Origin of the sequence: Blastococcus jejuensis, from assembly GCF_039534705.1 — a bacterium.
GTDB lineage: Bacteria > Actinomycetota > Actinomycetes > Mycobacteriales > Geodermatophilaceae > Blastococcus_B > Blastococcus_B jejuensis.
Window position 1 is genome coordinate 87,375 of record NZ_BAAAVV010000010.1, and the last position, 18,760, is coordinate 106,134.

General features: G+C 74.6%; 16 protein-coding genes. 9 read left to right on the forward strand and 7 right to left on the reverse strand.

Features of this window, described 5'->3' with window-relative positions:
* Positions 1-72 precede the first annotated feature (72 nt).
* Positions 73-591 (reverse strand): hypothetical protein, encoded by a 519-nt coding sequence (locus tag ABD644_RS18025; RefSeq protein WP_344690394.1) that lies wholly within the window; start codon positions 589-591, stop codon positions 73-75.
* Between the two features lie 52 nt (positions 592-643).
* On the opposite strand from ABD644_RS18025, the gene ABD644_RS18030 reads away from it, so the two are divergent.
* The 3 genes from ABD644_RS18030 (at position 644) to ABD644_RS18040 (ending at position 6,017) form a co-directional block, all read left to right on the forward strand.
* The gene (locus ABD644_RS18030) at positions 644-2,905 is read left to right on the forward strand and encodes a helicase-associated domain-containing protein (protein WP_344690396.1); all 2,262 of its coding nucleotides are present in this window, start codon (positions 644-646) and stop codon (positions 2,903-2,905) included.
* 64 nt (positions 2,906-2,969) lie between these two features.
* The gene (locus ABD644_RS18035) at positions 2,970-4,232 is read left to right on the forward strand and encodes a class I SAM-dependent methyltransferase (protein WP_344690397.1); all 1,263 of its coding nucleotides are present in this window, start codon (positions 2,970-2,972) and stop codon (positions 4,230-4,232) included.
* 99 nt (positions 4,233-4,331) lie between these two features.
* Entirely contained in the window at positions 4,332-6,017 is a 1,686-nt protein-coding gene (locus ABD644_RS18040) for a DNA repair helicase XPB (RefSeq protein WP_344690398.1), read from the forward strand.
* A gap of 11 nt (positions 6,018-6,028) precedes the next feature.
* Here the strand turns inward: ABD644_RS18040 and ABD644_RS18045 are convergent, their stop codons facing one another.
* Positions 6,029-6,427: a hypothetical protein gene (locus ABD644_RS18045; protein ID WP_344690399.1), complete on the reverse strand. Its 399-nt coding sequence runs from the start codon at positions 6,425-6,427 to the stop codon at positions 6,029-6,031.
* Between the two features lie 253 nt (positions 6,428-6,680).
* Between ABD644_RS18045 and ABD644_RS18050 the strand changes: the two genes are divergently transcribed.
* The 3 genes from ABD644_RS18050 to ABD644_RS18060 all read left to right on the forward strand — a co-directional run bounded on the left by ABD644_RS18050 (position 6,681) and on the right by ABD644_RS18060 (position 10,224).
* Entirely contained in the window at positions 6,681-8,450 is a 1,770-nt protein-coding gene (locus ABD644_RS18050) for a DEAD/DEAH box helicase (protein ID WP_344690400.1), read from the forward strand.
* Positions 8,451-8,483: 33 nt separating this feature from the next.
* Complete coding sequence (locus ABD644_RS18055) at positions 8,484-9,533, forward strand: alpha/beta fold hydrolase (protein ID WP_344690401.1); 1,050 nt, start codon at positions 8,484-8,486, stop codon at positions 9,531-9,533.
* Between the two features lie 109 nt (positions 9,534-9,642).
* On the forward strand, positions 9,643-10,224 hold the full coding sequence (locus ABD644_RS18060; RefSeq protein WP_344690402.1) for a cysteine dioxygenase family protein: 582 nt from the start codon (positions 9,643-9,645) through the stop codon (positions 10,222-10,224).
* On the opposite strand, the gene ABD644_RS18065 is transcribed toward ABD644_RS18060, so the two are convergent.
* Positions 10,221-13,265: a helix-turn-helix transcriptional regulator gene (locus ABD644_RS18065; RefSeq protein ID WP_344690403.1), complete on the reverse strand. Its 3,045-nt coding sequence runs from the start codon at positions 13,263-13,265 to the stop codon at positions 10,221-10,223. The two genes, ABD644_RS18060 and ABD644_RS18065, sit on opposite strands and share 4 nt — an antisense overlap.
* A gap of 2 nt (positions 13,266-13,267) precedes the next feature.
* On the reverse strand, positions 13,268-13,408 hold the full coding sequence (locus ABD644_RS18070) for a hypothetical protein (protein ID WP_344690404.1): 141 nt from the start codon (positions 13,406-13,408) through the stop codon (positions 13,268-13,270).
* A gap of 285 nt (positions 13,409-13,693) precedes the next feature.
* On the opposite strand from ABD644_RS18070, the gene ABD644_RS18075 reads away from it, so the two are divergent.
* Complete coding sequence (locus ABD644_RS18075) at positions 13,694-13,942, forward strand: DUF6458 family protein (RefSeq protein WP_344690405.1); 249 nt, start codon at positions 13,694-13,696, stop codon at positions 13,940-13,942.
* A gap of 55 nt (positions 13,943-13,997) precedes the next feature.
* Here ABD644_RS18075 and ABD644_RS18080 read toward each other — a convergent pair whose 3' ends face one another.
* Together ABD644_RS18080 and ABD644_RS18085 are read right to left on the reverse strand one after the other, a co-directional pair.
* The gene (locus ABD644_RS18080; RefSeq protein WP_344690406.1) at positions 13,998-15,305 is read right to left on the reverse strand and encodes an MFS transporter; all 1,308 of its coding nucleotides are present in this window, start codon (positions 15,303-15,305) and stop codon (positions 13,998-14,000) included.
* Between the two features lie 348 nt (positions 15,306-15,653).
* The gene (locus ABD644_RS18085) at positions 15,654-16,541 is read right to left on the reverse strand and encodes an LURP-one-related/scramblase family protein (protein WP_344690407.1); all 888 of its coding nucleotides are present in this window, start codon (positions 16,539-16,541) and stop codon (positions 15,654-15,656) included.
* Positions 16,542-16,602: 61 nt separating this feature from the next.
* Here ABD644_RS18085 and ABD644_RS18090 point away from each other — a divergent pair, with 61 nt between their 5' ends.
* Both ABD644_RS18090 and ABD644_RS18095 read left to right on the forward strand, forming a co-directional pair.
* The gene (locus ABD644_RS18090) at positions 16,603-17,874 is read left to right on the forward strand and encodes an ArgE/DapE family deacylase (protein WP_344690409.1); all 1,272 of its coding nucleotides are present in this window, start codon (positions 16,603-16,605) and stop codon (positions 17,872-17,874) included.
* Positions 17,871-18,533 (forward strand): HD domain-containing protein, encoded by a 663-nt coding sequence (locus ABD644_RS18095; protein ID WP_344690410.1) that lies wholly within the window; start codon positions 17,871-17,873, stop codon positions 18,531-18,533. Before ABD644_RS18090 ends, ABD644_RS18095 begins: the two co-directional genes overlap by 4 nt.
* On the opposite strand, the gene ABD644_RS18100 is transcribed toward ABD644_RS18095, so the two are convergent.
* Positions 18,481-18,750, reverse strand: coding sequence for a DUF4031 domain-containing protein (locus ABD644_RS18100; protein WP_344690411.1), 270 nt, complete (start codon positions 18,748-18,750; stop codon positions 18,481-18,483). The genes ABD644_RS18095 and ABD644_RS18100 overlap by 53 nt on opposite strands.
* Between the last annotated feature and the right edge of the window lie 10 nt (positions 18,751-18,760).

Consider the following 18,760-nt stretch of genomic DNA (forward strand, 5'->3'; position numbering starts at 1 on the left):
GGTGCACTCGCTGGGGGCCATCTTCTCGGACGAGACGCCGCGACGCACGCACTGTTCCCCTGACGGGGGCGTTCAGGTCCTCTGCCGGGCTCCGTACAGCGTCTCCAGGCCGTCGGCGGTGAGCACCCACTCCCGCTCGCCGACGGGCGCCACGCGCACCTCCCCGCCGTCCAGTTGCTGGGCGGCGCGGGTGCGCCAGACCGCGGTGCTCATCAACCGCAGCCGCACCGGTTCGTCGTCCGGGTCGAGTTCGTCGTAGCCGTCGGGCTCGAAGGCCAGCAGCGACGGCCCCGCGATCCGCAGCCGGCCGGTCAGCCACGCCGTGTGCGCCAGCGCCCGACGCCACCGGCGGGCACGCATCAGCGCCCCGCCCCCGGCGACCGCCGCGACGGTGCCCCCGACGACCAGCACCACGACGACGAGGCCCACCCCGGGCAGTCGCCGTCCCGTCTCGGCCACGGTGACGGCCGCGGCGCCGCCCAGGAACCCGAGGACGACGGCCATCGCGCCCCCGGCCAGCCAGCGGACCGCGCCCGCCTGGTAGCCGGCCAGCGCCGCTCGGACGGCGGGGTCGTCGTGGGCCGGGTGCACCGCTCCATGCTCGCAGCAGCGTCCCCACCGCCGACGACGTAGCGTGGGCCGGATGCCCACGGACCCTCCTGCGACGCTCGCCGGCTGGCTGCGCACGCGCAGCGACGAGCAGCTGAGCGCGCTGCTCGCGGCCCGGCCCGACGTGGCACGCCCGGCGCCGTCGGACATCGTGGCGCTGGCCAGCCGGCTGGCGGTGCCGGTGTCGGTCGACCGCGCCCTCGACGAGCTGGACGCCGCCACGCTGCAGGTGCTCGACGTGGTGCTGCTCGCCCCCACCGACGGCCTGCCGCCGGAGGAGCTGGTCGCGGCCCTCCCCGACGTGCCCGAGGACGTGCTCACCGCCGCGCTGGACACGCTGACCACCCGGGCCCTGCTGTGGGGCGACGACGTCCTGCACGCCCCCGACCCGGTGCGCCGGGCGGTCCGCCACCCCGCCGGGCTGGGGCGCCGCGCGGTCGACCTCCGGGTGCAGCTGCCCGCCGACCTCCCGGCGGCCGTCGGGGAGCTCTCGCCCGAGGAGCGCGCCGTGCTCGAGCGGCTGGCCGGCGAGCGCCCCGTCGGGCACCTGCCCGACACCCCGAACGGCGGGTCGACGCCGGCTCGCAGGCTGCTGCACCGCGGTCTGCTGGCGCGGATCGACGCCCTCAACGTCGAACTCCCCCGGGAGCTGGGCCTGCTGCTGCGTGGCGACCGCCCGTTCGGCCCGCCGCGGCTGCCCCCCGAGCCGCCGTCGGTCGCCCGCGACCCGAAGACCCTGGACCGGCAGGCGGCCGGCGCGGCGCTGGAGAGCGTCGGCCGGATCGCCGAACTGCTCACGCTCCTCGAGGAGGAGCCCGCCGGGCTGCTGCGCAGCGGCGGCATCGGCGTGCGCGACCAGAAGCGGCTGGCGCGGTCGCTGCACGTCCCCGAGCCCGAGGCCGCCTGGCTGCTGGAGCTGGCCCACGCCGCGGGGCTGCTCGACGTGGGCGGCCCGCACCGCGACGAGTGGCTGCCCACGCGGGCGTACGACATCTGGCGGGAGCAGGACCTGCCCGACCGCTGGGCGGTGCTGGCCGGCGGCTGGCTGACCAGCGTTCGTCTGCCCTCGCTCGTCGGGCAGCGCGACGCCGCCGGCAAGGCGGTCAACCCGCTCTCCCCCGACCTGGTCCGGCACACCGCGCCGGCCATCCGTCGCTCCGCGCTGACCGTGCTCGCCGAGTCGCCGGCCGGCACCGGCCTGTCCCCCGACGACCTGGTGGCCCTCCTGCGCTGGCGCACCCCGCGCCGGGCCGACCGGCTGGCGCCGGTGCCCGGGATGCTGGCCGAAGCCGCCCGGCTGGGCCTGCTCGTGGGCGGGGTCCTGTCGACGGCGGGTCGCGGGTTGCTCGCGTCCGGCGAGGACGGCGCCGCCGACGGCATGCGCGGGCTGCTGCCCGACCCGGTCGACCACGTGCTCGCCCAGCCCGACCTGTCGCTGATCGCCCCCGGGCCGCTGGTGTCCGAGCTCGCCGACACCCTCGCCGTGGTCGCCGACGTCGAGTCCTCCGGTGGCGCGACCGTCTTCCGGGTCTCCGACGGCAGCGTCCGGCGGGCCCTGGACTCCGGGTGGTCGGCGAGCGACCTGCACGACTTCTTCGCCCGCGCCTCGCGGACGCCGGTGCCCCAGGCGCTGGACTACCTGATCGACGACGTCGCCCGCCAGCACGGGCGGCTGCGGGTCGGCTCGATCGAGTCCTACGTGCGGTCCGACGACCACGGGCTGCTGTCCCAGGTCCTCAACGACAAGCGCACCGCGGCCGCGGAGCTGCGCCGGCTGGCCCCGGGCGTGCTGGTCAGCGGGCTGGGCGCCGACGAGGTGCTCTCGGTCCTCCGCGACGCCGGCTACGCCCCCGCCGGGGAGAACCCGGGCGGCGCCGTCCTCACCCACCCACCCGGCCGGCCCCGGGCCGCGGGCCGCCGTCCCGGCAGCGAGCCCTCCCCGGTGGCGCGCCCGCTGACGCCGGCCGAGCGGGAGGCCACGGTGCGCGAGATGCGCGCCGGCGACGCGGCGCTGTCCGCCCGCCGCAGCGAGCCGGTGCGCCAGATCCCCGGGGTCACCACCGCCGGCACGCTCGAGCTGCTGTCCCGCGCCGTCCGCGAGGGGACCCCGGTCTGGCTGGGCTACGTCGATGCCCAGGGCAGCGGCAGCCAGCGCGTGGTGCAGCCGGTGTCGCTGGTCGGCGGGTTCCTCCAGGGCTACGACGAGCGCCGCGGCGAGAACCGCACGTTCGCCGTCCACCGGATCACCTCGGTCGCACTCGTCGAGGAAGATCAGGAACCCGCCACACCGGCCTGAGCAGCGCCATACTCGTCGCCGTCGAACGGGCCGAGGCGAGGCGCGGATGCAGACTGGACCCACGGTGGCGAGCCGCCTGGCGGCCGCGCTGCGCACCGTCCTCGGGGCCGAGGAGCTCCCCTGGCGGCTGCGCGCCTGGGACGGGTCCGAGGCCGGGCCGGCCGGCGCCCCCGTGCTGGTCGTCCGCTCGCCGGTGGCCGTGCGCCGCCTGGCGTGGGCACCGGGCGAGCTGGGCCTGGCCCGCGCCTACGTCGCCGGGGACATCGACATCGGCGGCGACGTCTACGCGACGCTGGACGCCCTCGGCGCGGTCACCCGGCTGTCCTCGTCCGACGCGTTCGCCCGCCCGACCGCCCGCGAGTGGCTGGGCCTCGCGCGCACGGCTGCCGCGCTGGGCGCCGTCGGCCCGCCCCCGGCCCCGCCGCCGGAGGAGTACCGCCGCGCACGCCGGAACCGGCTGCACTCCCTGCGCCGCGACGCCGCGGCCGTCTCGCACCACTACGACGTCGGCAACGAGTTCTACGCGCTCGTCCTCGGTCCCACGCTCGTGTACTCGTGCGCCGTCTGGACCGACGAGGGCACCGGCCTCGACGCCGCCCAGGTGGCCAAGCTCGACCTCGTCTGCCGCAAGCTCGGGCTGCGGCCGGGCATGCGGCTGCTCGACGTCGGCTGCGGCTGGGGCAGCCTGGCGCTGCACGCCGCGCGGGAGCACGGCGCCGACGTCGTCGGCATCACCCTGTCCGAGGAGCAGGCGGCGCTGGCCCGGCAGCGGGTCGCCGGGGCCGGGCTCGAGGAGCGCATCACGATCCGGGTCCAGGACTACCGCACCGTCGACGACGGGCCCTTCGACGCGGTCAGCTCGGTCGGGATGGCCGAGCACGTCGGCCGGTCGGGGCTGCCGACGTACGTCGCCGCCCTGCACGACCTCCTGGCCCCCGGCGGGCGGCTGCTGCACCACGTCATCTCGTGGTCGGCCGGGGAGACGAGCTGGGACGACGACACGTTCATCGCCCGCTACGTGTTCCCCGACGGGGAGCTGATCAGCCTGGCCGACACCGTCGCCGGGCTGGAGAAACGGTTCGAGATCCTCGACGTGGAGGCACTGCGCCGGCACTACGCCCTGACCCTGCGCGCCTGGGTGGACCGGCTGGAGAAGCACTGGGACACCGCCGTGGCGCTGACGTCCGAGGGGCGCGCCCGGGTGTGGCGGCTCTACATGGCCGCGGCCGCGCTCTCCTTCGAGAGCGGCAAGCTGGGCGTCAACCAGGTGCTGGTCCGCCGCGCCGGCGGTGCGCCGCCGCCGTTGCGCCGCACCGACTGGGTGTGACGGCGGGAAGTCCTCGTCGCCCGGGGCGGTTACCGTCAGAGAGTTCCGCGTGCCTTCTCCGCGGCGACGACCCCTCGATCGACTAAGGAAGCCTCACTGGTGAGCGACGGACCCCTGATCGTCCAGTCGGACAAGACCCTGCTGCTGGAGGTCGACCACCCGCTGGCCCGCGACTGCCGCGCGGCCATCGCGCCGTTCGCGGAGCTCGAGCGCTCCCCCGAGCACGTGCACACCTACCGGGTGACGCCGCTCGCGCTGTGGAACGCCCGCGCGGCCGGGCACGACGCCGAGCAGGTCGTCGACGCCCTGGTCCGCTACTCCCGCTACCCGGTGCCGCACGCGCTGCTGGTCGACGTCGCCGACACGATGGACCGCTTCGGCCGGCTGACCCTGGCCAACAACCCGGTGCACGGCCTGGTGCTGACGACCACCGACCGCGCGGTGCTCGAGGAGGTGGTGCGGTCCAAGCGGGTCGCGCCCATGCTCGGCGCCCGCATCGACGACGACAGCGTGGTGGTCCACGCCTCCGAGCGCGGCCGGCTCAAGCAGGCGCTGCTGAAGATCGGCTGGCCCGCCGAGGACCTCGCGGGCTACGTCGACGGCGCCGCGCACCCGATCGAGCTCGACCAGTCCAACTGGCACCTGCGCGACTACCAGCAGGAGGCGGTCGAGGGGTTCTGGGCCGGCGGCTCGGGCGTCGTCGTCCTGCCGTGCGGGGCGGGCAAGACGCTGGTCGGCGCCGCGGCGATGGCCGAGGCGAAGGCGACGACCCTGATCCTGGTCACCAACACCGTCGCCGGGCGGCAGTGGAAGCGGGAGCTGATCGCCCGCACCTCGCTGACCGAGGAGGAGATCGGCGAGTACTCGGGCGAGCGCAAGGAGATCCGCCCGGTCACCATCGCGACCTACCAGGTGATCACCACCCGCCGGAAGGGCGAGTACCGGCACCTGGACCTGTTCGACGCCCAGGACTGGGGCCTGATCGTCTACGACGAGGTGCACCTGCTGCCCGCGCCGATCTTCCGGCTGACCGCCGACCTCCAGTCCCGCCGCCGGCTAGGGCTGACCGCCACGCTGGTCCGCGAGGACGGCCGCGAGGACGACGTCTTCTCGCTGATCGGCCCGAAGCGGTACGACGCCCCGTGGCGCGACATCGAGGCGCAGGGGTACATCGCGCCCGCCGAGTGCATCGAGGTGCGGGTCTCGCTCGACGACGAGGAGCGCATGACCTACGCCGTCGCCGAGCCCGAGGAGCGCTACCGGATCGCGGCCACCGCGCAGTCGAAGCTGCCGGTGATCCGCCGGGTGCTGGAGCGGCACCCCGACGAGCCCTCGCTGGTGATCGGCGCCTACCTCGACCAGCTCGAGGAGCTCGGGGCAGCGCTCGACGCCCCCGTCATCCAGGGGTCGACGACCAACAAGGAGCGGGAGAAGCTCTTCGACGCCTTCCGCAACGGCGAGATCCGGGTGCTGGTCGTCTCCAAGGTCGCGAACTTCTCCATCGACCTGCCCGAGGCCGCCGTCGCCGTCCAGGTGTCGGGCACCTTCGGGTCGCGCCAGGAGGAGGCGCAACGGCTCGGGCGGGTGCTGCGGCCCAAGGCCGACGGCCGGCAGGCGCACTTCTACACGGTGGTCAGCCGCGACACCCTCGACGCGGAGTACGCCGCGCACCGGCAGCGGTTCCTCGCCGAGCAGGGCTACGCGTACACGATCGTCGACGCCGCCGACCTCGCCGGACCGGGCGAGGTCAACGGCCCCGACTGGGTGGAGGACCCCGCCGACTGAACGGACCGAGGTCAGGCAGACAGCTGCTCGACGGTCCCGACCGGGACCACCCCGTCGGCCCGCGCCCGCGCCTGCGGGTCGACGGACACGAATGCGTCGGCCTGCAGCCGGGTGAGCGCGAGGTACTCGGCGTCCGCCGTCGACTCGAGGCCGCGCTCGCGGGCGATCCGCCAGGCCACGCGGCGCGACACCCGGTCGCCGAGCAGCCGCACCTTCACGGCGGTCATCGCCTCGTGCCGGTCCAGCGCGACGTCCTCCCTCAGCTCGCCGCGGCGGACGGCGGCGTAGAGCAGATCGAGCGCCTGCGACCGCAGCAGCTGGGGAGCGACCAACTGGTGGCCTGGGGCCACGGCGACGCCCTCGGCCACCACGTGCAGCAGCGTGGGCGCATCGATCACGAACCGCGTCATGCCGCCGGACCGTAGCCGCCGTCGGCCCGGAGGCGGCCCCGGGTGTCTCGGGGGCTCCTGGGATGGCCGGGACCGGCGGGGCGTGACGTGTCGGTCCGTCCCGAGCATGACGATCGCCACACCCGGGGGCTCCGGGGCGAGAAACCCCTGGTCAGCACCGTGCGGACCGGTCCCATACGTCGTCCCGGGCGGGGCGCGCGGTAACCCGACCGTTGGGCGTGTTGCCCTCGCAGCACGCAAGATGGACCGCGATATGGGGAGCGCAGCACGGGTGGAGGCAGTCGCCCCACGGACCAGCAGCCGACCGCTCCGGGCATGGCAGCAGGCCGCCCTCGAGCAGTACGAAGGGCAGTCGCCGAAGGACTTCCTGGTCACCGCGACGCCGGGTGCCGGCAAGACCACCTTCGCCCTGACCCTGGCGGCGAGACTGCTGCAGCGGCGCGAGGTCGCCCGCATCGTCGTCGTCTGCCCGACCGACCACCTGCGCCTGCAGTGGGCCGACGCCGCCGACGCGATGGGCATCGTGCTCGACCCCGGACTGACCAACGCCGTCGGCCCGGTCCGGGCCGGCACGCAGGGCTACGTCACGACCTACGCGCAGGTGGCCGGCAAGCCGATGCTGCACGCCGCCCGCGCGACCGCCGTCAAGACGCTGGTGATCCTCGACGAGGTGCACCACGCCGGCGACGGGCTGTCGTGGGGTGAGGCGGCCGAGGAGGCGTTCGGGTTCGCCGCGCGCAGGCTGTGCCTGACCGGCACGCCGTTCCGCACCAAGCCCGACGAGCGCATCCCCTTCGTCCGCTACGAGGAGGACTCGTTCGAGGGCGAGGGCGGCCTGGTCTCCCGCGCCGACTACACCTACGGCTACAAGGAGGCGCTGGCCGACTCCGTCGTCCGGCCGGTCGTGTTCGCCGCCTACACGGGGACGTCGCGCTGGCGGAACTCCGCCGGTGAGGTCGTGGCCGCGTCGCTGTCGGAGGCAGGCACCCGGTCGGTCGAGATGCAGGCGTGGCGGACGGCACTCGACCCCAAGGGCCAGTGGGTGCCGCACGTGATCGCCGCCATGGACGACCGGATCACCCACCTGCGCGAGACCGGGATCCCCGACGCCGCCGGGCTGATCCTCGCCAGCGACCAGGACGACGCCCGCGCCTACGCCAAGATCGTCCGGCGGGTGACCGGCAAGGCGCCCGAGCTCATCCTCTCCGACGACCCGAAGGCGTCGAAGAAGATCGAGCGGTTCGCCTCCGGGTCCGCCCGCATCGCCGTCTGCGTGCGGATGATCTCCGAGGGCGTCGACGTCCCACGGGCCGCCGTCCTGGCGTGGATGACCTCCTACCGGACGCCGCTGTTCTTCGCCCAGGCCGTCGGCCGCGTGGTGCGCGCTCGGGCGCCGCACGAGTCGGCGACGGTCTTCCTCCCCGCGGTGCGACCGCTGCTCTCGCTGGCCGCCTCCATGGAGGAGCAGCGCAACCACGTCATGCCGCCGCCGAAGACCGAGGTCGGCGACGAGCTCGATCTCGAGCCGCTGCCGCCGAAGGAGAAGGACCCCGACGGGCTGGCGCAGTGGGAGGCCCTGGAGGCCGACGCCCGGTTCGCGCACGTGCTGCACGGGGGGACGGCGCACACCGGCGAGGGGTCGGGCCCGGTCGCCGTCGACGCCGAGGACGAGGAGTTCCTGGGCATCCCCGGCCTGCTCACCCCAGCGCAGACGGCGGAGCTGCTGTCGAAGCGGGACGAGGAGCTGCGGCTGCGGATCGCCGCGAGTCACCGGGGCGACGGCGAGGACTTCATGCTCGTCGAGGACCACCCGGACGAGAACGACACGGGCGGTTCCTGGCGGGACGCCGCGGAGCTGCGTCGGGAGATCAACCGGCTGGTCTCGCGCGTGGCCGCGCGGACGTCGCAGCCGCACGCGGTGATCCACACGCAGCTGCGGCAGTCGGTGCCCGGGCCGCCGTCGGCGTCGGCGTCGGTCGACGTCCTGCGCGCCCGCCGCGAGCGCCTCCGCACGATGCTCTGACGGCCGTCACCGGATCGGGCCTACGCTGCCGGTGTGCGGCCTCCGGTGAGGTACGCCCGCAGCGGTGACCTCAGCATCGCCTACCAGGTGCTCGGCACGGACGGACCGGACCTGGTCCTCGTGCCAGGGTTCGTCTCGCACCTGGACCTCGCCTGGGAGGAAGCGTGCCTGAGCGGGTTCCTCTCCGGCCTGGCGTCGTTCAGCCGGCTGATCTGGTTCGACCGCCGGGGCACGGGACTGTCCGACCCGTCTCCGGACCGGCTGACGATGGAGGCTGCCGCCGACGACGTGCGGGCGGTGATGCGGGCCGCGGGAGTCGATCGTCCGACCCTCTTCGGCGTGGCGGTGGGGGCGTCCATCTGCACCCGGGTGGCACTGGACGATCCGGCCTCCGTCCGCCGCCTGGTCCTGTGGGCAGCCCACGCCCGGCTGCTCGCCGACACGGACTACCCGGCCGGGTGGAGCGCCGACTTCCTCGACCACGTGCTCGGGGAGATCGACCGGTCCTGGGCCACCGGGGAGAGCGCCGCCGTCATGAACCCGAGCCTGGCCGGCGACGAGCGCTTCCGCGACTGGTTCGCCCGGAACGCCCGCGCCGCGGCCAGCCCCGCGCAGGTGCGCGAGCTCTTCGGGCTGTGCGCCGCCGTGGACCTGCGCGCCGAGTTCTGCACCGTGGGCACCCCCACCCTCCTGCTCCACCGCCGTGGCGACCCCTGGCTCTCCGTCGAGCACTCCCGCTCCGTCGCCCGGCTGATCCCGGCCGCGCGACTCGTCGAGTTCCCCGGAGCCGACCACTGGCCGTGGATTGGGGATTCCGACGCCGTGCTGACCGAGGTCGAGGCATTCGTGACCGGCCACCGGCCGGGGCGCCGGGAGCGGCCGCGCTGGGGTCCCCGGTCACTGACCCGCCGTGAACGCGAGGTCGCGGACTTCGCCGTGCAGGGCCTCAGCGCACAGCAGATCGGTACGCGACTGTTCATCAGCGAGCGCACGGTCGAGACGCACATCGCCAGCGCCTACCGGAAGCTCGGGGTCCGCTCCCGCGTCGAACTCGTGCGCCGCGCGGCCGACGCCGGCCTGTGAGTCGAGCGGCGCCTGAAGTCGGTACTGGTACGGATCCGCCCTCGCTTCGACGCGCCTAGCGTCCAGGCGGTGCCTGCTGGTGCAGGTACCCGCGCACGAGGAGGCAGTCATGACCGTGTCGCACGACCGGATCCGCACGGCGACCGAGCTGGCCGAGGAGTTCGCCCGCCTGGCGTCGCAGGATGCGTACGGACCTGCGGGGGCGACGGCCCTGCTGCAGGCCGTGCTGGCGCAGCCGCTGGACTGGCTGGACGAGCAGTACCAGGAGCGGCCGGACGACCGGGACTGGATGCTTTACCCGCTCCACCGGTCGCCGGACCAGCGCGCCTCGATGCTGGTGGTGGTGTTCGCACCGGGGGTCACAGCACCCGTGCACGACCACGGCTCCTGGGCCGTCATCGGGATCTACCGCGGCCGGGAGCGCGAGACGTGGTTCCGCCGGACGGACGGCGGCGCGACGCCCGGGACCGCGCAGCTCGTCGCGGACCGCACCTTCGTCAATCCCACCGGCTCGGTCCACCTGGTCCCGGACGGCACCATCCACACCGTCGAGGCTCTCGACGGTGTCGACGCGGTCTCGATCCACGTGTACGGGACGGACATCGTGACGCAGGACCGGAGCGAGTTCGATCTGGAGACCGGGCGAGTGCAGCCGTACCGCCCACCGGTCACGGAACGAGCCGCTGACTAGGGAGTGGGCAGCAGGCCGCGCTGGGCGGCGATCGCGACGGCTTCGGTGCGGCCGCCGGCGGCGAGCTTGGCCAGGATGTTGCTGACATGCACGCTCGCGGTCTTCTCGCTGATGTAGAGCTCGGCACCGATCTGGCGGTTGGTGCGGCCCTGGGCCAGCAGCGCCAGCACCTCGGCCTCGCGCGGGGTGAGGACGGCGTCGACCTCGGCCGCCCGGCGCACGCCCGGGAGGGCGACGTCGAGCCGGCCCCGCCGGACCAGGTTCTCGACGGCCGCGCGCAGCGGCGTCGCCCCCAGCCGGACGGCGACCTCGTGCGCCAGCCGCGCCTGCTCCGACGCTCCCGTGCGGTCGCCGGAGGCCAGGAGCGCCTCGGCCAGCCGCCAGCGGGACCGCGCCTCCTCGTAGACGTGCCCGAACCCGAACGCCTCGACGGCGGCCTGCCACCGCTCGACCGCCGGCTCGCCCGCCAGCCGCGCGACCTCCGCCTCCACCCGGGAGTTCCAGGCGGCCCCCTCGACGCCCATCTCGCCGACCAGCTCGTGGAACGCGGCCACCGCAGAACGGGCCAGCTCGATCAGCGGCTGCCCCTGCCCCTGCCGGCGCTCCACTTCGGCCGTGTCGCCGACGAGGCGCGCCGACGCCGCGGCGTCGCCGAGCGTCCCGAGGGCGGTGGCCACCAGCCGCAGGACGGCGAGATGGTCGTCGGCCCACAGCTTCACCAGCCGGCGCGACGTCGAGATGGCGAGGTCGACCGCGGTGTCGGGGTCCCCCGACCAGCCCGCCAGATCGATCTCCGCAGCGGCCGTGACCATGGAGAGCAGCACGTGCGCATCGAGCCGCGGGAGGAGCCCGCGGGCCCAGGCCAGCCGCTCGCGTGTGGCCGGGTCGCCGCGCCCGACCTGCACCAGCAACCCGACGGCGCGCACGTGGGCGGCCATCTCGGGCACCCGCGAGAGCAGGTCGGCCTCGGCCAGGCTCTCGTCCCAGAAGCCCAGCATGTACAGCGCGTTGACCTGCAGGTACCGGAGCTCGGCCGCGTAGAAGGCCCATTCGACGCCCAGATCGCGTGCCCGCAGCGTGGCCCGGCGGGTCCAGTCCAGCGCCTCGGTGACCTGCCCGGCCTCGAAGGCGACGGTCGCCAGGTTGTAGAGGACCCGCATCTCGACCTCGAGGTCGCCGGAGCGGCGGGCGCGCAGCAGCGCCTCCTCCAGCCGGCCCTTCACGGCGGGCAGGTCGCGGCCCTGCCGGGAGCGCACCTGCGAGACGGCGGTGTCGGACCAGGCGCTGTCGAGGCCGAGGGCGTCGGCGGCCGCGAGGGCCTCCTCCGCGGCAGCGTCGCCCTCGGCGAGCAGGCCGATCGCGTAGCTCATGCGCGCGTGCGTGGCCGCCGCCCAGGTGCGCACCTCGGACGGCGGATCGGCAGGGACGAGCGCCATGGCCGCGGCGCTCTCCTGGTGCGCGGCGGTGTGGTCCTCCACCCGCACCATCGTCTGCGCGAGCGTGTAGTGCAGCCGGGCCCGGAGCGCGGGATCGCCGTCGTCGCCCAGCAGCTCCAGGGCCGAGCGCAGCAGCGCGATGGCGCGGTGCAGCTCCCCGGCGGTGCGCGCCGTCAGCGCCGTCTCCAGCAGCAGCGCCGGCTGGTCGCGGCCGGCGCGCTCGGCAGCGTCCGGAACGGCCGCCCACAGGGCCAGAGCGGTCTCGAGGTGCTGCGCCTGCTCGGCCGGGGCGCCCACTCGGCAGGCCTCCGCGGCCGCTTCGAGTGATGCCTCGAAGGCACCCGGCAGGTCGTTGCTCTCCTGCGCGTGGTGGGCCAGCTCGGCCGCGGTGCCGGCACCCGGAGTGCTACGCAGATAGGCCGCGATCGCCCCGTGCAACCGCACGCGCTCCCCCGGGAGCAGATCGGCGATCACCGCCTCGCGCAGGAGCGCGTGGCGGAAGCGGTAGCGCAGGTCGTCGGACACGACCAGGAGGTGGTGGTGGACCGCCTCGGCCAGCGCCTGGTCGAGTTCGGTGGGGGCGAGCCCGCCGACCGCGGCGATCCACTCGTGCCGGACACGCCGCCCGGCGGCCGCGGCGATGCGGAGCACCTGCTGGGTGGCCGGGGAACGCTGCTCGACCCGGGCCAGCAGGACGTCGGTCAACGCCAGCGGCAGGGCCTCGCCCTGCAGGCCGGCGGCCAGGAGCTCCTCGGCGAAGAACGCGTTGCCCTCGGCCCGGGCCACGACGTCGTCGACGGTGCGCTCGGGCACCCCGGCGGACAGGCCGCGCACCAACGCGCCCACGTCGGCGTCGCCGAGCGGGGCCAGATCGAGGCGCTCGACGACGGGCAGCCGCACCAGCTCGGCCAGCAGGGGGCGCAGCGGATGACGACGGTGCAGGTCGTCGGAGCGGTAGGAGGCGACCACCGCGACCGGCTCGTCGGTGAGTCGCGCGAGCAGGTAGCGCAGCAGGTCGCGGCTGGACCGGTCGGCCCAGTGCAGGTCTTCGAGCACCAGCAGGAGCGGGCCGGCGGCTGCCAGCTCGCAGATCAGCCCGGCGACAGACTCGAACAGCTGCAGCCGGCCGTCGTCGATCGGCTGGGGTGCCGCACGCCCCGGGAGGGGCCGGCCGAGGTCGCGGCCCTCGCCGGGCGGGGGCACGGGCGGGAGCGCTCCCGGGCGCCCGGCCAGCAGGCCGGCGAGCGCCGGATCGGCCGCTGCCTCCGGCGCGAGCGTCGGGTCCGCGACCACGGGGCGGAGCAGGTCGACGAAGGGGAGGTAGGGCAGGCCGACGTCACCGAGGTCGACGCAGTGGCCGCTGAGCACCCGCACACCCCGGTCGAGGGCGCGGGCGGTGAGCTCGTCGAGCAGGCGGGTCTTGCCGACACCGGCATCGCCGGCGAGCAGGACGGCGGAGGAGCGCCCGGACCGGGCCCGCTCGAGCACGCCGAGCAGGCGGCCGAGCTCCTCCGCCCGTCCCACCAGTGGTGCGTCGTCCCAGCGTGACACGTCGATGATCGTGGCACGGACCGCCGACAGCACCGGGGCGGCCGGCGCGGACACGGTCAGTGCGCCCGCCGCCGGTTCCGGAACCAGCTGCCGCGGCTGCCGCCGCTCTTGCGGGTGCCACGGCCGGCGGCCGCGAGCTGTTCGCGGCGGTAGGCGAGCTCGGCGTCGAGTGCCGGGCTGCTGTAGTGGAGCGTCATCGTCTCGTCCTCTCGATGTCCCCGGTGGTCCGGGGCGTCCCTGGTGGACGAGGAGAACGTTCGTGCTGAGGGGTGCCCGCCGGCATCGGGCACCCACGCAGTCCTGGGGGCTGGCGGGCGCCTAAGGGGTCTGAGGCCCCTCAGACCCCACCCGATCGGGGGATCACGACGTCGGCCGGCGATTACCGGCGGCGCCCGATGGGCAACGAACCTGCCAGCGGCGCCCGCCGCCGGTCCCGCGTGCCCGGACACCCCGGTCCGCGACCGCCAGGAAAGGGAGTCAGCATGCGACTCGGAACCGCGATCGTCCTTCTCGCGCTCGGCGCGATCCTCACCTTCGCCCTGCGCCTCGACGTCAGCGGCATCGACCTGCAGGTGGTCGGCTGGATCCTGATGATCGTCGGCGCGCTCGGCATCGTGCTCGAGGTCGCCGTCTGGGGTCCTCGTTCGCGTCGTCGGGTGACGCACACCGAGGGCTACGGCGCCCCGGCCGGCGGCCCGGTCCAGCGGACCACCACCGACGAGACCTACTGAGCCACCCGCACCTCGACGGCCCCCTGTCCCCCGGGACGGGGGGCCGTCGTGCGTCTCAGCGCAGCTCGGTGCCGTTGGTCTCGCGCATCGTCAGGATGACGGTGAAGCTGATGGCGGCCGCGATCGCGACGTACCAGAAGAACCACAGCGGGTGCCCCGCGTCCGACAGCCAGGTGATGACCAGCGGTGCCGTGCCACCGAACGTGGCCACCGTCAGGTTGTACCAAGCACCGATGCCGGTGGCCCGCAGCTCCGTGGGGAACAGCTCGCTCATGACCGCCGGCGCCAGCGAGGCCATCAGCGCGTAGAGCCCGAGGCCGGTGCAGAACACGACGATCAGCGAGAACAGGTTGTCCTGCACGAGGAACGACAGCGGCACGATCAGCACCGCCATGGCCCCGGACCAGACCAGCAACTGGGGCTTGCGCCCGAAGCGGTCGGAGAGCCTGCCGAACGGGTAGCACAGCGCCACGAACAGGGCCGTGCCGATCGAGAGGGCGATGAACACGTCGGTCTTGTCGGCGTCGCGGAAGGTGATCGCGAACGGCGTCAGCGCGCTGAAGAACGTGTAGTAGGACAGCGTGTTGAGCAGCGTGAGAGCGATCAGCTGCCCCACGGCCTTGGGGTGGTGCTTGATGGTCTGCAGCAGGGGGTGCTTGGTGGCGCGCGCCTTCTCCGCGTTCTCCTCGAACTGCTCGGTCTCCACCAGCGAGCGGCGCAGCCACATGCCGATCAGCCCGAGGAGGCCGCCGATGAAGAACGCGATCCGCCAGCCGTAGCTCTCGAGCTGGTCGGTGTCGAGGGTGCTGGTGAGCAGGACGCCGAGCAGGGAGGCGGCGAGCAGCGCCGAGCCGGTGGAGATGTAGAAGAACGACGAGTACCGCCCGCGGTGGTCCGGCGGGGCGATCTCACCGAGGTAGGCCGAGGCGTTGGAGACCTCGCCGCCGAGCGACATCCCCTGCGCGATCCGGGCGAGCAGCAGCAGGATCGGCGCCAGCCAGCCGACCTGCTCGTAGGTCGGCAGGATCGCGATCACCATCGAGCCGCCGGCCATCAGCAGGATGGTCAGCAGCATCCCGGCCTTGCGGCCGCGCAGGTCGGCGAAGCGCCCGAGCAGCAGGCCGCCCAGTGGGCGGAAGAAGAAGGCCAGGGCGTACGTCGACGTCGCTCCGACCAATGCGAGCGCCTCGTTGTCCGACGGGAAGAACTGGCCGGCGAAGAAGACGACGAACGTCGCGTAGACCGTCCAGTCGAACCATTCGACGGCGTTGCCGATGCTCGCCGAGACCAGCGTCTTCACCGGGAGCTTGTGCGGCTCCCGCGCAGACGCGATCGTCGGATCCTGCTTGACCGCCTCTGCCACGGGTCCCCCGTCCCTCGTCCGGCTGTTCCGGACGCCACGCTAAGCGCGGTCCCAGGGGACGGCATGTCGAAGGATGGGGTCCGGACCGGATGACGGCCGCCTCGCGGCGAGATGCACAACGCGGCTCCAGGCCCCCGACCGAGGTCGGGGCGGTAGTCCGTGAAGGCGGTAACCAAATGGCACCCGGGGGCACGATGCACCCGGCCCGGACACGGTCGAGATTACGCGCCTCCGGACCGGCCAGGGGTTCCGGAGCGCGATTCGACGCCCACAGACCGGCGAGATCGGCGATCTCGCCCGGTTTCCGCCCCCAAACCGCGCGAGATCGCCGATCTCGCCCGGGAGGATCTAATTGAAGCCGCGGTCGTCCTGCTTGAGCGCGGTGTCCACGGTGAGGGCCGCCGCGATCACCATGCTGGCCAGCGGCTCGGGCAGCTTGAAGTGCACGTGGACGACGTACTTGTCGGCCGTCGTGAACAGCGTGCGGGCCAGGCCCTCCCAGCGCTTGGTGATGCGCGCGACCTCGGTGCCCGCCGAGTCGACGATGGCGAAGTCCCAGGCCCGCCAGTTCTCGGCCTGGATGGCACCCACGACCTGGCCGTTCGCGACCAGGTCGAAGCGGATCTTGCCGAAGACGTTGGCCTGCACGATCTCGCCGATCGGCAGCCCGTCGCCGCGGGCCACCTGCACCCGCGACTTCACGAACTTCGCCGGGCGGGTGAGCACCAGCACGACCCCGGTCGCGTCGCGGACCTCCAGGCGGTGGGTGAGGAACTGGTCGAGGTTGGAGACGAAACGCACCGCCTTCTTCAGCGTGCTCTGCCCCACCTGGACGACGGCGCCGATCTGCTGCCCGTGCGCGTCGTAGACCTCGTACTCGTTCGTGAGCTCGATCAGCTTGGTCTTCTGGTTCACCACCAGCACCGACTGGTCGTAGAGCGAGGGCCCCGGCCCGTACTGGGGGCCGCCCGGCTGCTGAGCCGGGGCGGGCGGGGGCGGGGGCGGAGGCGGCTGCGCGGCGTGGACCGGGGGCGGGGGCGGAGGCGGCTGCGCGGCGTGGACCGGGGGCGGGGGTGGCGACGGCGGCATCGGCGCCGGCGGAGGAGGTGGCGGAGGCGGCGGGACCGGGGCGGCCTGCTGGACGTGGTCGGTCCAGTCCATGCCGTTCCACCAGCGGGTGCCCCCGCTGCCGGCGGGGTCGGGGTACCAGCCCGGAGGGGGCGGCGGCTGCGTCACGACGGTCAAGCTAGCGCCCCGACCCCGGAGGACGGCGCAGGCGGCGTGCCAGACTCCGCGCATGGCCGACCTGACCGGCGCGGAGGCCGGGGTCCTGACCGCCGTCGACGAGGGCTGGCTGGTCGACCGGCTGCGCCGGATGATCGCCGTCCCCTCGATCGGCGGCACTCCGGCCGAGAGCGAGGTGCAGCACCTGCTCGCCGAATGGCTGCACGACCTGGGCTGCGCCGTCGACGTCTGGCCGATCGACCTCGCGGCGGCCGCCACCGAGGCCGGCGCGCCCGGCCAGGAGGTCGAGCGCAGCGAGGCGTGGGGGGTCGTCGGCACGCTGCCCTCCGCCGAGGACGGCGTGCCGGCCCTCGTGCTGTCGGGCCACACCGACGTCGTCCCGCCCGGCGACCTGTCGCTGTGGGACGGCGACCCGTTCGTGCCCCGCATCGCCGACGGTGCGGTGCACGGCCGCGGGGCGTGCGACATGAAGGCCGGCGTGATCGCCTCCCTCGGTGCCGTCGCGGCGATCCGCGCAGCCGGCATCGAGCTGGTGCGCCCCCTGGCGATCCACGGCGTCGTCGGCGAGGAGGACGGCGGGCTCGGCGCCTGGGCCACGCTGCGCCGGGGCCATCTCGGTGAGCTCTGCGTGATCCCCGAGCCGACCGCGCAGGCGGTCGTCACCGCGAACGCCGGGGCGCTGACCTTCCGGCTCGAGGTGACCGGCCGCGCCGCGCACGCCGCGATGCGGGAACAGGGTGTCAGCGCCGTGGAGCTGTTCGCGCACGTGCACGCGGCGCTGCAGGAGTTCGAGGCCGAGCGCCAGCGCGGCGCCGACCCGCGCTTCGGCACCATGCCCTACCCGTACGGCATCTCGATCGGGCGGGTGCAGGCCGGCGACTGGGCGAGCTCCGTGCCCGACCTGCTGGTGGCCGAGGGCCGGTACGGCGTGCGCCTCGGCGAGCCGCTGGAGGCGGCGAGGGAGGCGTTCGCGGCCCGGTTGACCGACGTCTGCGCCGCGCACCCCTGGCTCGCCGAGCACCCCGTCCGCCTGACGTGGACCGGCGGGGCCTTCGCCAGCGGCGAGCTGCCGACCGGGCACCCGCTGCTGCCCGCCGTCCGTCAGGCGGTCACCGACGCCGGCGGCGGCGTGCCCGCCGAGCGGGCCATCGCCGCCGGCAGCGACCTGCGGCAGTACGCCGCGGCCGGTGTACCGACGCTGCACTACGGCCCCGGTGACCTGAACCTCGCGCACGGGCCCGGCGAGCGGGTGCCGATCGCGGAACTGGTGACGGCGACCCGCGCGTACGCCCTGCTGGCCCTGCGCACCTGCGGCATCCGATGAGCGAGCTCGTCGGCTTCGAGGCGTGGGCGGAGCTGGCCGGCGACTCCCCCACCTCCCGCACCGAGTGGGCGTTCCTCGTCGCCGCGTGGAGCGAGCCGCACCGCCGCTACCACGACCTCTCCCACCTGGCCGCCGTCCTGGGGCTGGTCGGGCAGCTGGCCGACGCGGCGAGCGACCCCGACGCCGTCCGGCTCGCCGCCTGGTACCACGACGTCGCCTACGACCCCGAGCGCACCGACAACGAGCAGGTCAGCGCCGCCCGGGCGCGGGCCGGCCTGACCGGCCTCGTGCCCGACGCGCGGCTCGACGAGGTGGAGCGGCTGGTGCTGCTCACGACCGGCCACGATGCCGAGCCCGGGGACGCCAACGGCGCGGTCCTCTGCGACGCCGACCTCGCCGTGCTGGCCAGCCCGCCGGAGGGGTACGCCGCCTACGCCTCGGCCGTGCGGGCCGAGTACGGCCACCTCTCCGATCAGGAGTTCACCGCCGGGCGCATCGCCGTCCTGGAGCGGTTGCTCGCGCTGCCGCAGCTGTACCGACTGCCGGCCGTCGCGGCGGACTGGACGCCGCGCGCCCGGGCGAACCTGACCGCCGAGCTCGGCCTGCTCAGGGCACGTGCCGCTTCCGGCGACGGAGCCCCGCCGCACGCAGCCGACTGAGCAGCTCCCGGGCGCCGACCGCGTGCGCCCCCGCCGCGACGGCGATGTCGTAGAGGTCCTCGGGGATGTCGTAGTGGTCGCCCTGGAACGCCCGCCGCGGGATGCCGAGCTCCTTCGCGACGAAGGCGTGCAACTCGTCGTAGGAGACGTCGCTGACCAGGTGCGACCACAGCCGGCCGCGCCAGGGCCAGACCGGGGTGTCGATCAGCACGGCCACGTCTCGCAGT